The sequence below is a fragment of the Stackebrandtia nassauensis DSM 44728 genome (assembly GCF_000024545.1).
Classification (GTDB): Bacteria; Actinomycetota; Actinomycetes; order Mycobacteriales; family Micromonosporaceae; genus Stackebrandtia; species Stackebrandtia nassauensis.
This window is the reverse complement of the sequence record NC_013947.1, coordinates 777437-791035: the sequence shown is the minus strand read 5'-3', so window position 1 is coordinate 791035 and position 13599 is coordinate 777437. Positions and strand designations below refer to the sequence as shown.

Below are 13599 nucleotides of genomic sequence, written 5' to 3'. Positions count from 1 at the left end.
GGAAGCGAACCTGAGCGCGGCTTTAGGAATCACCGGTCCCCCACGTAATGCGCCGGAATGGTTCCGACCCGGCACGTGCCGTGATCGTACGGTGATCCTATGTCATCGCCGCGCCTGGCGGAGCCGAGCGCGGCGAATGCTGGGCCTGTTCTGAGCCCCTAGTTCCGATTGTCGAGCAGCGGGCGCAGCGCCTTGAACCAGTTCGCGGCCAGCTTCTCGGTACCGGAACCGTTGGGGTGGACGCCATCGCCGGTGTCGCGCTTGACGTCGAAGCCGGTCCACTGGTCCACCGAGATCACCGGCGACTTCTTGGTGCCGTGCGCGCGCACCCACTCCGGGATCGCGGTGTTCAGCTCGGCCACGTCGTCGATGCACTCGCGGCAGCTCTTGGGGCTCATCGGGATCAGCTGAGCCACCAGCAGCGTCACCCTCGGGTTGGCGGCGCGCAGCTGCTTCAGGATCGTGGAGTAGGCGTCCAGGATCGGGTCCGGGCCGGGCCGCAGCCGCCAGATGTCGTTGGTGCCGAAGTGCATCAGGACGATGTCGGGGCGGTTGGCCTTGAACGTCGGCAGGAACTTCGCGTTGCGGGCCGCGTCGGTGACCTTCAGGCCCCGGTAACCCTCGTGGTCGCCGTCGAAGTCACGCCCGCACGGCACCGATTTCATCGAGCCGACGAAGTCGATGCCCTGGTAGTCGTGCTGCTTGAGTTCGTTCCACAGCAGCGATCGCCAGCAACCGGGGGATCCGGTGATCGAGTCGCCGAGCGGCATGACCGAAATGGACTGGGTTTGGGTGGCCGGACGCAGATCCGGGTCCTTGTCGGGAGGCTGCGGATCCGCCGAGTTGGCGGAAAGCCCTATGTTCGCCGTCACGAAGAGGACGAGTCCCACGATCGCAACTGCCAGCCCCCATACGACCCGGCGCACCGCGACCCACCCTCCCGACCGCTTTTGAAGGGCGCCTTGAATGGCGCCGTTCACCGTTCACCCACCATCGAGCCTCGCATCTTTCATCCAAAGTGTCTAAAGAATCGGGGATTCCGCCCGGTGACCGATTATCCGGGAGGTTCAGATTCGGGCGCACTACCGCCCAAGTATGCAGGTTGCCACCAATTGTCGGTTTCGCCAATTGGCCGTTCGGGGTAGTTTCGCTGGACGTTCTGCGACAGGGTTGACATCCGTTCGCGCAATTCCGCGGTGACGTCGTCCGGATTGTCGGTGGCGCTGGGCCGCAACGGCTCCCCGATCGTCACCGATATCGGCACGTGCCTGCGGAAATCCCGGGGATGGCCCTTGGTCCACAGTCGCTGACCGCCCCACACCGCCATCGGCACCAGCGGCACCTGTCGGGCCACCGCCAACCGGGCCGCGCCGGACTTGAGCTTCTTCACAGTGAAGGACTGACTGATGGTGGCCTCCGGGAAGACGCCGATGATCTCGCCGCGTCCCAGCGCCGCCTCCGCCTCGGCGTAGGCACCGCCGCCGTGGGACCGGTCCACCGAGATGTGGTTCATGGACCGCATGAACGGCCCGCCGATCGCGTTGTCGAAGATTTCGCGTTTGGCCATGAATCTGACGTAGCGTCCGGTATGCCGGGTTACCGTCAGGCCCAGGAAGATGTAGTCCAGGTAGCTGACGTGGTTGCACGCCACCACCGCGCCGCCCGCGCGCGGCAGGTGTTCCGCGCCGACGGCGTCCATATGCCAGTCCATGAGACGCAGCACGGCTTTGGCCGTGCCCACGACCGGCGGGTAAACGAGCTCGGGCATGCCGCTACCGTACCGGCGGCGGCGGACGCGAGCGCTACTCGAAGTCCGGGTTGTCAGGCACGGCATAGCCGAGGAACCGGCCCGCGCCCGGATTGTCCCGGCGCAGCTCCTCGACCCGTTCGGCGAACCGGCGGACCTCCGAGGGCGTCAGCCGCGCCTTGCGCAACTCCTTGAGATCCGCGTCGGAACGGTAGTACCGGAAACCGGGCGCCGGAGTGCGCCAGTCCGGCCCGTAGGTGTCGCGCAGGAACGCCTCGGCGCCGCGCGGGACGTCCACCGTCACCTCGCCGACGTCCAGCGGTGTCACCGCCGCCAGGTCCTCCCGGGCCAGCGCGTGCCCGGTGAAGCCGAACACCCGCTCCTGGTACTGCCACAACGGATTGACGTCGATGCCGACCCCGTCGACACCCAGGTGGAACGGTCTGCCGTCGATGGCGATCCGGACGTCGAACCCGGCGGCGATCAGCGCGGCCATGACGTCCATGGTCTCGTCCTTCACGCCTTTCGGATCGGTTGCCGCGCACAGGTAGGCGACGTCGAAGTCGTCGTCGCCGGGGATCAGCGCGCCGTCGCGGTAGCAGCCCAACAGGGTGCCGTAGACCAGGAACAGCGGCTTGCCCAGCTTCTCGGCGAACACGGCGTGGACCCTGCGGTAGGCCCGGAAGTACCGGGGGCCGTGGTCGGCGGCCTCGGCGCCCGGTTCGGACAGGCGGCCCTTCTTGTTGACCCGGTACCCGTCGTCGAGCAGGACGGGCAGTTTGCCGCTGCCGTCGGGGACGTCGACGATGATCGCCTCGGCGCCGCCCTTGCTGACCAGGCCCGCGGTGTCGGTGAACGCGGTCAGCCGCGCCCGGCTGGGGAACTCGTCGAGCACCCGGTGGGTGAGCGTGATCCCGAAGTTGTGCAGCCGCTTGCCCGGATCGGCGGTCACCCGGACCAGGAACCGGCCGTCGAGATGGATGTCGATGTCGTCGCCGCGATCGGCGAGGACGAAACCGGTGACCGCCAGGCCCTTGTGGGTGACGGTGGCGTCGATGAACCCGGCCACGTCCGGCGACGGCCCGCCCGGCAGCGCTTCGGCAGCCTCGGTCGAGCGCAGCAGCCGGGGGTCGGCGTCCGGGTCGGCGTTGAGCAGCTGCGCCACCCAGTCGCGCCGAAACATCCAGGCCAGCCGGGAACTGTGCCCCCACGGCTCGTCCACCGTCTCCAGCCGGGTCAACGCCAGCTGGTAGGTCTGCGCGGCCTCGACGTAGCGGCCGCCGTGCTCGAAGTGCCGTCCCAGGAAGTACGTCGCGCGCACCCGTTTGGGGTCGGTGTCGACGACGGCCTGCAACTCGAACAGGGCCTCGGTGAACGCCGCCTCGGCCGCCTCCGCCGGGATCGGGACCACGGTGTCGCCGTCGACCTCGAACGGGACCAGGTAGCGACGTTGCAGGGCCTTGGCCAGCGCGTACCTGCTGGTCTTCTTGCCGCCGTTGACGCGCAGCGCCTCCCGGTACGACTCGCAGGCCGCACCCCAGGCTCCGGCCTCCAGTTGGGAGGACGCGCGGGCGGTGGCCGCCTTGGCGGCGGCTTTGGCGGCCTTCGCCGCGCGGGCGGCGCGGGCGTCGCGGTTTCGCAACCGCCGCACCACTTTCCGCAGCAGATCAACCACGGGTCACGTCTCCGAACACCGCGTCGACGACCCGTCGGGTCGCCCCGCCGTCGTCCCAGGAGCAGAAGCGTTGCTGGAACGCCTGGTACTTGTCGTCGTACTCGCGGCGGATCGTGTCGGCCTCGGCGACGGCCTGCGCCAGTTCGGCCTCGTCGAAGACCAGCGGGCCGGGCACCGTCGCCTCGAAGTCGAAGTAGAAGTCCCGCAACACGTTGCGGTAGTTCTCCAGGTCGTAGGTGAAGAACAGCATCGGCCGTCCGGTGTTGGCGAAATCGCACATGGTCGTGGAGTAGTCGCTGATGAGGATGTCGGTGACCAACAGCAGCCGCTGCACGTCCGGGTAGTCGGACGCGTCGATGACCGGCGGCGTCATCCGGGCCGGGAGCTTGTCGGCGATGTTGGAGTGCTTGCGGAACACCACCGCGTAGCCGTCGCCGAGCTTCCCGGCCAACTCGGCCAGGTCCACCCGCAGGTCGAGCCGGTAACGGCCTCTGCTGTGCAGGTTGTCGCGCCAGGTCGGCGCGTACAGGACGATCTTGCGGTCCGGCGCGATGCCCAGCTGCTGCCGCACCGACGCGGCGATCTCCTCGCGGTCGGGACGGTGGAAGATGTCGTTGCGCGGCGCCCCGGTCTCCAGCAGCTTCCCCCGGTAGGCGAAGGCGCGGGTCATGATCGGCGAGCAGAACTGGTTGGGCGAGATCAGGTAGTCCCAGCTGCGGGTCTCCGTCGCCAGGTTGTCCTTGTAGGACTCGTTGGCGAAGCCGATCTTGCCGATGTCCATGCCGATCTTCTTGGTGCCGACGCCGTGCCAGGTCTGCAGGACGGTCTGGCCGGGCGAACGCTGGAAGAACGACGGCAGGTGCGTGTTGGTCACGATGAACCGCGACCGCGCCAGCGCTCGGTAGTAGTCCTTGCTGCGGTACACCACCGGCGTCACGCCGTCGGGGACGGTGAACTGCCGGTCCCTCACGGCCACAAGCTGTTTGAGCCCGTGCTCGCGACGGGTCAGCTCCTCGTGGATGTCGCGGGGGCTGTCGGAGAACTGTTTGCCGAAGTACGACTCGTACAGGATCGCGTCGTCGAGGTCGTTGCCCCGGACGCGACGGTAGTAGCCGGTGCGCAGCCGGTCCTGGTGGGACTTGCCGCGTTCGGCGGGGCCGAGGTCCCCGGTCACCTTCAGGACCGGTTTCTTCCCGGCCTCGGCCAGCAGCGCGTACTCGCGGCCGTCGTGCTCGAAGCGCAACGGCAGCAGCGCCGCCGCGACCTCGTCCACGGTGACCTTGGTGTCCTCGAAGTTGGTGCGCAGCTTGACATCCCAGTCGCCCTCACGCAGCGGCAGCCGCTGTCCGAAGGACTCCACGGCGTGCACCGGCAGCACGGCCTCGGCGACGCCCTCGTTCTCGGTGGCCACCACCGCCAGTTCCTCGGCCTGCTTGCGCGCCGACAGCACCAGCGTCACCGTCTCCGGGGTCGGCTGGTGTTCGACGGTGAGCCGCAGCCCGCCCTCGGGCAGCCACTCGGCCCGCCGCAGGATCGGTTTGGCGTGACCGTGAATCAGTTTCAGCCGGGAATCGTTGGTGCGGGCGGGGGTCAGCGTCCGGCCGTCGTCGCCGGACGCGGCGACCGCGCCCAGTCCGGTGACCAGCAGCCGCCGCCGTGGCGACTCGGGCACGTCCCACTTCACCATCCAGCGCACCGACTTGTCCTCTTCGGAGGACTCGACGCCCGGCAGCATCGCCGGGGTCACCCGGCAGCGGCCCCGTCGCGGTTCGTCGGCGTCGGCCTCCAGCGGCAGCCGGATCGGGTCGACGTGCTTGTGGTGGAACGACAGCGCCGCGCCCTCGGGGATCGGTTCGTGTGCCGTCACCTCGATCTCGGCCCCGTCGGCGTGGACGCCGGAACCGGTCACCACCGCCGGTTCCCGGGAGGCGCCGCCGATGAGGTGTCCCTCGTCGTTCCACCACATCCGCCACCACCACTGTTTGTCCAGCGCGGTCATGAGCGGACGCTGCGTCTGCCCCGGCAGCGGCCCGGTCAGCGGTTCGGTCAGCGTGATGGCGCCGTTGGACACCGAGACCATGACCGTCCAGGTGCGTCGGCTCCAGCGCCACAGCCGGCGCAGCCGCCGCAGCGGCAGCCGCGCGGTGAAGCCGGCCTTCTCGCAGCCCAGGTCGGGCGGGTGGGCCTGTTCCTCGGCCCGGGCCTCCTCGCGGGAGGTCACCTTCGCGGCGATGCGCAGTTTGCCGCTGGCCAGCCACACCTTCGGCACCGAACCGGGCCGGTTGGGGCGGTGCAGTCGGCTGACGTAGGCCCAGCCGTCGATCTCGACGTGGTCGCCGTCGACGCGGATGTCGCTCACCCGCGACACCGTGGACAACTCGTCGGTGACGTCGAACAGCCGCTCCGGCAGCCGCAGGTCGGCGCGTCCCCGCAGCGACAGGTCCAGGTACGCGCGGCGTCCGGCGATCTCGACCGGGGTGTCGCGCAGCGTCCGGGCGCGGCGCGCCCGCAGCAGCTCCTCCAGTTCGGCGACCCGGTCGCGTTCGATGAGCGCGTAGGCGACCCGGTCGTCGACCGGGATCTTGCGCATGGCCGCCGCCGAGGCCTCGCTGATGAAGCGGCGCATGTGCAGCCGGGTCTGGCGGCGGTGCTCCTCGTCCATGTTGGCGTAGGGCTGCAAGAACATCCGCAGGTCGCGGCGCAGCGCGATGGCGTCGTACTCGTCCTTCAGCCGCGGGTGGGCGCTGGCGGCGATGAACCGGGTGTTGGCCAACAGCGCGTCGACCCGGTCGCGGACCTGCCGGGGGTCGCAGTGCTTCTCCTGCGTGATCGACACGTCGCCGCGGTCGCGCACCCGCCACAGCGTCGCCACGATCGGCAGCACGTCGACGGCGGTGGCCCGCACGTGCGCGGGGATCACGGTGGGCACGTCCTCGTACAGCACCCCGGCGGGGAAGCTGATCTCCTTGTCCCGCCAGAACGACATCCGCCACACCTTGTTGGGCGCCAAGTGATCCCGCAGCAGCTCCGGTTCCCGGGAGACGTGGGTGGACAGTCGTTCGGAGTCCATCAGGTTCTTGTACATCGCGGCCTGCCAGGTGCGGACCGAGTTGAAGCGGCGGACGTTGCCGACGGCGAAGTCCGAGCCGGTCTCGTCGAGCACCTCGACCATGCGGCGATAGGCGTCGGCCGGGGCCAGGTCGTCGCTGTCCAAAAACGCCAGATACTGGCCGCGCGCGTTGGCGGCGCCGGTGTTGCGGGCGTGCCCGAGCCCGCCGTTGGGCTGCTGGATCAGCCGGAACCGGTCGTCGCGCTCGCACCAGCGGCGCGTGATCTCGGCGCTGTCGTCGATGGAACCGTCGTCGACGACCACCGCCTCGAAGTCCTGGAACTCCTGCTCAGCGACCGAGGCGAGGCACTCGTCCACATACTTCTCTACATTGTAGACAGGTATGACGATGCTCAGCCGTGGTTGTTGTGCGCGTGTGCCGTCGCTCGACATGAGCGTCCCCCCGGTTGCTCCGCGTTCACCTACAGTGGCGGCGTCACTTTAGGCGATCAAGCTGTACCCAGGGGTTCGACACTCCGGACGGTCAGCGCCCGCCCGGTTCAAGCGTCAGTGCCAGCGATTCAGAACCGGCGGTACTGCCCGAACTGGCGGTCGCCCGCGTCGCCCAGGCCGGGGACGATGAACGCGTCGTCGTTGAGGCCCTCGTCGATGGAGCCGGTCGTCACCGACAGCGGCAGGCCCGAGTTGCGCAGCCGTTCGATGCCGTCGGGGGCGATCAGCGCGCACACGACGGAGATGTCGGTGCAGCCGCGGTCGGCGATCATCTGGCAGCAGCGCACCAGCGAACCGCCGGTGGCCACCATCGGGTCCAAGACGACGACGTGCCGTCCCGCCAGGTCGTCCGGCAGCGACTCCATGTACGCGCGCGGCTCGTGGGTCTGCTCATCGCGGGCCAGCCCGACGAAGCCCATCGTGGCCTCGGGCAGCAGCCGGTGGGCGGCGTCGGCCATTCCCAGTCCGGCCCGCAGCACCGGCACCAGCAGCGGCGGATTGGCCAGCCGGGTCCCGGTCGTGGTCGCCACCGGCGTGGTCACCGCGAAGGTCTCGGCGGCGATGCTGCGGGTCGCCTCGTACACCAGCAGGGTGGTCAACTCCCGCAGGGCGGCCCGGAAGGTCGCCGAGTCGGAGCGGGCGTCCCGCATCACGGTCAGACGGGAGGCGGCGAGGGGGTGTTCCACGACTTGTACGTCCACGAACCCGTACCCTACCGGCTGGTCAACACTCAGGAACTGCCGCGATCGATGAACGTAAGATCGCCGTCATGACCTCTCTACTCACCGCGGACGCGGTCGCGCGCGTGCGCGGCCTGCCGGGTGTCGACCAGGTGGGGCTGGAGCAGCGCGCCGCCGGACTGGCGACCCGCTCCATCAAGACCACCGCCAAGAAGTGGGCGATCGACACCGCGATCCGGATGGTCGACCTGACCACTTTGGAGGGCGCCGACACCCCCGGCAAGGTGCGTTCCCTGTGCGCCAAGGCGATGCGTCCCGACCCCTCGGACCCGTCCTGCCCCGCCGTCGCGGCCGTGTGCGTCTATCCGTCGATGGTGCCGGTCGCGGCCGAGGCCGTCGCCGGTTCGGGCGTGCACGTGGCCAGCGTCGCCACCGCCTTCCCGTCGGGCCAGGCGCCCATGGAGGTCAAGATCGCCGACACCAAGGCCGCGGTGGCCGCCGGTGCCGGTGAGATCGACATGGTCATCAACCGGGGCGCGTTCCTGTCCGGCCGCCTCGACGAGGTGTACGAGGAGATCGTCGCCGTCAAGGAAGCCTGCGGCGAGGCACACCTGAAGGTGATCCTGGAGACCGGCGAACTGGCGACCTACGACAACGTCCGCGCCGCCAGCTGGCTGGCCATGTACGCCGGTGGCGACTTCATCAAGACCTCCACCGGCAAGGTGTCCCCGGCCGCGACGCTGCCGGTGACACTGCTGATGTTGCAGGCGGTGCGCGACTTCCGCGACGAGACCGGCCGCCAGGTGGGTGTCAAACCCGCGGGCGGCATCCGCGCCACCAAGGACGCGATGCGCTACCTGGTGACCGTCAACGAGGTCGCCGGCGAGGACTGGCTGGACCCCGACTGGTTCCGTTTCGGCGCCTCCAGCCTGCTCAACGACCTGCTCATGCAACGCCAGAAACTGGCTACCGGCCACTACTCCGGCCCCGACTACGTGACGGTGGATTGACATGTCGCTATTCGAATACGCTCCCGCGCCCGAATCCCGCGCGATCGTCGACATCAAGCCGTCCTACGGCCTGTTCATCGACGGCGAGTTCGTCGACCCGAGTGACGGTTCGGCGTTCAAGTCGGTCAACCCCGCCAACGAGGAGATCCTCGCCGAGGTCTCGTCCGCCGGGCAGGCCGACGTGGACGCGGCGATGACGGCCGCCCGGCGCGCCTACGACAAGGTGTGGGGCCCGATGCCGGGCGCCGAACGCGCCAAGTACCTGTTCCGGATCGCCCGGCTCATCGCCGAACGCTCCCGGGAGCTGGCGGTGCTGGAGTCACTGGACAACGGCAAGCCGATCAAGGAGTCCCGCGACGTCGACCTGCCGCTGGTGTCGTCGTACTTCTTCTACTACGCGGGCTGGGCCGACAAACTGGCCCACGCCGGTTTCGGTCCCGCGCCCAGGCCGCTCGGCGTCGCCGCGCAGGTGATCCCGTGGAACTTCCCGCTGCTGATGCTGGCGTGGAAGATCGCGCCCGCGCTGGCCTGCGGCAACACCGTCGTCCTCAAACCCGCCGAGACCACGCCGCTGACCGCGCTGGCCTTCGCCGAGATCTGCCAGCAGGCCGAGCTGCCGCCGGGCGTCGTCAACATCATCACCGGCGCCGGCGAAACCGGCCAGACGCTGGTGTCGCACCCCGGCGCCGCCAAGGTCGCGTTCACCGGCTCCACCCAGGTGGGGCGTCAGATCGCCAAGGCCGTGGCGGGCACCGACAAGAAGCTCACCCTGGAGCTGGGCGGCAAGGCCGCCAACATCGTCTTCGCCGACGCCGCGCTCGACCAGGCCGTCGAGGGCATCGTCAACGGCATCTTCTTCAACCAGGGGCACGTGTGCTGCGCCGGTTCCCGGCTGCTGGTGCAGGAGTCGGTGGCCGAGGAGGTGCTGGAGAAACTCAAGCGCCGCATGGAGACCCTGCGGCTGGGCGACCCGCTGGACAAGAACACCGACATCGGCGCCATCAACTCCGCCGAGCAGCTGGCCCGCATCAAGGACCTGACCGCCGCCGGTTCCGCCGAGGGCGCGCAGGCGTGGTCGCCCGCGTGCGACATCCCCGAGTCGGGGTTCTGGTTCGCGCCGACCGTCTTCACCGGCGTGTCGCAGGCGCACCGCATCGCCCGCGAGGAGATCTTCGGCCCCGTGCTGTCGGTGCTGACCTTCCGCACCCCCGACGAGGCGATCGCCAAGGCCAACAACACCCCGTACGGACTCTCCGCGGGCGTGTGGACCGAGAAGGGTTCGCGGATCCTGTGGGCCGCGACCGAGCTCAAGGCCGGAGTGGTGTGGGCGAACACGTTCAACAAGTTCGACGCGACCTCGCCGTTCGGCGGGTTGAAGGAGTCCGGATACGGACGTGAGGGTGGCCGCCACGGCCTGGAGGCGTATCTCGATGTCTAAACGTGTCTCGGTCCGCAAGACCTACAAGCTCTACGTGGGCGGCAAGTTCCCGCGTAGCGAGTCCGGGAGGACGTACCTGGTGACCGCATCGGACGGATCGCTGTTGGCCAACGCGGCCCGGGCGTCCCGCAAGGACGTCCGCGACGCCGTGGCCGCCGCCCGCAAGGCGCAGCCGGGCTGGGCGGGTGCCACCGCGTACCTGCGCGGCCAGATCACCTACCGCGTCGCCGAGATGGTGGAGGGCCGTCGGGGCCAGTTCATCGAGGAACTGCGCAACTCGGGTGCCACCATCAAGGCCGCCGAGGCCGAAGTGGACGCGACCGTGGACCGGCTGGTCTGGTACGCGGGCTGGGCCGACAAGCTGCCGCAGGTGCTGGGCGGCGCGAACCCGGTGGCGGGCCCGTTCTTCAACCACTCCACGCCCGAACCGGTCGGGGTGGCCGCGATGGTCGCGCCGCAGAACGACGCGCTGCTGGGGCTGGTCAGCGTCATCGCGCCCGCGATCGTCACCGGCAACACCGTCGTGGTGCTGGCCTCGCAGGACCGTCCGCTTCCGGCCGTCGCGCTGGCCGAGGCGCTGGCGACCTCGGACGTGCCCGGCGGCGTCGTCAACATCCTCACCGGCCAGGTCGCCGAGCTGACGCCCTGGTTCGCCTCGCACGCCGACGTCAACGCCGTCGACCTGTGTGGAGTCGCCGACGCCGATCTGGCCCGCGACGCCGAGACCGCCGCCGCCGAGACCCTCACCCGGGTGCTGCGGCCCGCGAACCCGGACTGGAACGCCGATCCGGGCCTGGACCGGCTGCGACGCTTCGTCGAGATCAAGACGGTGTGGCATCCCGCCGGGGTGTGACGCGAGCCCCACGCGCGCTGACGGGCGATGCGACTCTTATGCTCTGTCCGACGAATCAACGATCACGACGCGGAGACCGCAGTGGCCAAAGACAAGAAGGCTCCCGAAGAGGACGACACGTCCTCCGAGACCGAAACCACGGAAGCCGACAACGACACCGATGAGCTGGACGCTGACGACACGCCGCAGCGCACCGCCAAGGCGGACGCCTTCTGGGAGAAGGTCGGAGTCGAGCCCGTCGAAATCGCCCTGCCCAAGGGGGTCGGGCTGACCCTGCGCGCCTACCGCATGTCCGACGCCGTCGAGGACGGGGAGGAAGAACCCGAAGCCGAGGCTGACGAGGACGAGAAGCCCGTCAAGGCCGACAAGAAGGACAAGGCCAAGGCGAAGGACAAGAAGAAGGACGACGAGGACGACGAGGAGATCGACGACTCCGAGGAGTCCGAAACGGACTCCGATGACGAAGCGGATGAAAAGGACTCCGACGAGGAGCCCGAAGCCGCCGAGCCGGAGGAAATCCCGATCTTCCTGACCCTCAACGGCAAACTGCCGCTGTTCGAGTCGGCCGAGGCACTGGTCGAATTCGTCAAATCCGGCGCCCCCACCGATCTCGAGGCGATCGACACCTGGGACGAGCTGGTCAAGGGCATCAAGGTCGACTACGTCGTGCCCGCCGAGGACGACAGCTACGAGCTCGACCTGGTCGTGAAGAACCTGCGCGGCGGCCACGACTCCTGGGACCCCGAGCTGATGATCGGCGCCGGGGAACTGGCCCGTGACCTGGGATACGCGCTGCGACTGCCCACCGTCATGTCCACATTGGCGGTCGGTTCGCCGCTGGACGGACTCGACAACCACCTGCGGTCCGTCGTCGACGGCGGCCTCAAGGCCATGTTCGCCAAACGCAAGATCCGCAAGATCGGTACCCAGCAAACGGCGCTGGCCTGGCGCGGGATCGTCAACAAAATCAACGAAACGGTCGACTGGCGAAACTGAGATCCGTTTGAAACCATGGGTCGGTAGTTCGGCCCGTGACCGGTGTCCCCAACCCGGTGCGAGCCCGGCACGGCTGGCCAATGCCATAACCGGCGGGTAGTGTCGGCGGCAGGGCGGCTGAGAGGAGCGCAGGCATTGCGGATCTTTTGTGGACTGACTGGCGACACGACGACGATCGCGGCCGCGGTCGTCAATGAGCGCGGCGGCGTCATCGCCACCGCGGAGGTCACCGACGACGCCTTCGGATACCTGGCGCTGTGCCGCATGTGGGTCCGGCACGCCGACATCCTCCGCGTCGCGGTCGCCGACCTCGCCGACACCCGGGACCTGCGGCGGCTGGCGGCTTCGGCCGGACAGCCGACGGCGTCGGCCAACAAGGTCGACGTCAACTCCGAGGACCCGCTGGACAAGGCCGTCCACATTGCCCGCATGCTGGCGCGCGGCGAACTGACCGCCCAACTCGGCACAGAGGAACCGACCCCGGTCTGCCAGCTGGTCGGGGGCCTGCACACCTTGGCCCGCAACGCACACGCCTCGCACGCGTCCCTCATCGAAGTGCTGCGCCAGACCCACCCGGCGGCTCTGGCCGCCTGGGGCGACCCCACCGAGACCGCCGCGCTGGAGGTGCTGCGCACGGCGCTGGGCGCCGAGGCCAACGCCGCCGAGGTCCCACCCCGCGCCAAGCCGGAACCCAGCCGCGTCAAGGAACTGGCGCTGGCCCTGGAACGCACGCAACGCAAACTCCAGTACCAGCTCGAACCCCGGGTGGCCGGAGCCGTCGCGGCCACCGCCGACTCGGTGCTGGCCGCCGAACGCGCCTGTCTGGCCCTGGCCACCGCCCTGGACGACCAGATGGCCGTCCCGGCGGCCCCACAGCCCCCCACGCGCCGTTCCCGCCGCCGCGCCACCGAGACCGACACCCCGGCCGAGGCACCCCCGTCCCGTTCCCGCCGGTCGGCCTCCGAGTCCGCCCCGCGCTCCCGTCGCCGCGCGGCCGAACCACCCGACACCGAGCCACCCATCCCACGCCCCCGCCGCGGCAAGGCGGCCGACCCGCTGCCGACCCGCACCCCGGTCGCCGCCGACCCGGTCGACCACGACGAACCCGTCACGGCCCCCCTCCACCCCCGCGCCGAACGGGCCCGCGCCGAGGCCGAGGGCTTCCCGCTCATGCCGGAACCCCCCAAATACGTCGAACCCCCCACCGGCACCCACCCGACCACCTCGGTCGAACCCAAGACCGACGCCCTCTCGGTCCCGGTCAGCGAATTGCCCACCGGCTTCGACGAAGCCGACGACGACGATCTGCTGATCTTCAGCCAGGCCCGCTCCGCCTGGTTCAAGGGCCCCGCCGCCATCGAGGACTCCGAGGAAGCCTGGAACTTCCCCGCCGACGAGGGCTGGCGCGCGGCGGAAGCGGCCAGCGACAACCGCCGCAACGCCGAGACGACACCCAGCGGCCTCCCCCGCCGCGTCCCCCAGGCCAACCTCGTCCCTGGCTCAGCAATCCTCTCCGACGCCCCCGCCGCCCCGATCAGCCGCGACGCGACCGCTCTCGCCTCCCGCACAGCCGGCTTCTTCCGCGGCTGGAGCCGAGCGCGCCGCGAAACCGTAGGCGCGGGAACGGGATCATAACGG

At 69.6% G+C, this 13599-nt stretch carries 10 protein-coding genes; 5 read left to right on the top strand and 5 right to left on the bottom strand.

From position 1 onward, the window contains the following. Positions 1-158: 158 nt before the first annotated feature. The 5 genes from SNAS_RS03685 to upp form a co-directional block, all read right to left on the bottom strand. Positions 159-872 carry an SGNH/GDSL hydrolase family protein gene (locus SNAS_RS03685; protein WP_144300389.1) on the bottom strand — a complete coding sequence of 238 codons (714 nt, stop codon included), beginning with the start codon at positions 870-872 and terminating at the stop codon, positions 159-161. 182 nt (positions 873-1054) lie between these two features. Further along, on the bottom strand, positions 1055-1768 hold the full coding sequence (locus tag SNAS_RS03680) for a lysophospholipid acyltransferase family protein (RefSeq protein ID WP_013016030.1): 714 nt from the start codon (positions 1766-1768) through the stop codon (positions 1055-1057). Between the two features lie 34 nt (positions 1769-1802). Continuing rightward, positions 1803-3422: a LicD family protein gene (locus tag SNAS_RS03675; RefSeq protein ID WP_013016029.1), complete on the bottom strand. Its 1620-nt coding sequence runs from the start codon at positions 3420-3422 to the stop codon at positions 1803-1805. Beyond that, positions 3415-6924: a bifunctional glycosyltransferase/CDP-glycerol:glycerophosphate glycerophosphotransferase gene (locus tag SNAS_RS03670; protein ID WP_013016028.1), complete on the bottom strand. Its 3510-nt coding sequence runs from the start codon at positions 6922-6924 to the stop codon at positions 3415-3417. Before SNAS_RS03670 ends, SNAS_RS03675 begins: the two co-directional genes overlap by 8 nt. A 128-nt stretch (positions 6925-7052) precedes the next feature. Further along, positions 7053-7685: a uracil phosphoribosyltransferase gene (gene upp / locus SNAS_RS03665; protein WP_041624531.1), complete on the bottom strand. Its 633-nt coding sequence runs from the start codon at positions 7683-7685 to the stop codon at positions 7053-7055. A 68-nt stretch (positions 7686-7753) separates the two neighbouring features. Here upp and deoC point away from each other — a divergent pair, with 68 nt between their 5' ends. The 5 genes from deoC (at position 7754) to SNAS_RS03640 (ending at position 13596) form a co-directional block, all read left to right on the top strand. Then, positions 7754-8674 (top strand): deoxyribose-phosphate aldolase, encoded by a 921-nt coding sequence (gene deoC / locus SNAS_RS03660; protein WP_013016026.1) that lies wholly within the window; start codon positions 7754-7756, stop codon positions 8672-8674. 1 nt (position 8675) lies between these two features. Next, complete coding sequence (locus SNAS_RS03655; protein WP_013016025.1) at positions 8676-10112, top strand: aldehyde dehydrogenase family protein; 1437 nt, start codon at positions 8676-8678, stop codon at positions 10110-10112. Continuing rightward, a complete protein-coding gene (locus SNAS_RS03650; protein WP_013016024.1) occupies positions 10105-10965 on the top strand; it encodes an aldehyde dehydrogenase family protein in 861 nt (286 codons plus the stop codon). Before SNAS_RS03655 ends, SNAS_RS03650 begins: the two co-directional genes overlap by 8 nt. Before the next feature lie 81 nt (positions 10966-11046). Continuing rightward, positions 11047-11961, top strand: coding sequence for a hypothetical protein (locus SNAS_RS03645; RefSeq protein WP_013016023.1), 915 nt, complete (start codon positions 11047-11049; stop codon positions 11959-11961). A gap of 135 nt (positions 11962-12096) precedes the next feature. After that, complete coding sequence (locus SNAS_RS03640) at positions 12097-13596, top strand: hypothetical protein (protein ID WP_013016022.1); 1500 nt, start codon at positions 12097-12099, stop codon at positions 13594-13596. Positions 13597-13599: the final 3 nt, after the last annotated feature.

What these genes read in the sequence shown, in the direction of transcription:
- SNAS_RS03680 (WP_013016030.1), bottom strand. Translation starts at nt 1,768, where the DNA reads ATGCCCGAGCTCGTTTACCCGCCGGTCGTGGGCACGGCCAAAGCCGTG.
- SNAS_RS03670 (WP_013016028.1), bottom strand. Translation starts at nt 6,924, where the DNA reads ATGTCGAGCGACGGCACACGCGCACAACAACCACGGCTGAGCATCGTC.
- SNAS_RS03650 (WP_013016024.1), top strand. Translation starts at nt 10,105, where the DNA reads ATGTCTAAACGTGTCTCGGTCCGCAAGACCTACAAGCTCTACGTGGGC.
- SNAS_RS03655 (WP_013016025.1), top strand. Translation starts at nt 8,676, where the DNA reads ATGTCGCTATTCGAATACGCTCCCGCGCCCGAATCCCGCGCGATCGTC.
- deoC (WP_013016026.1), top strand. Translation starts at nt 7,754, where the DNA reads ATGACCTCTCTACTCACCGCGGACGCGGTCGCGCGCGTGCGCGGCCTG.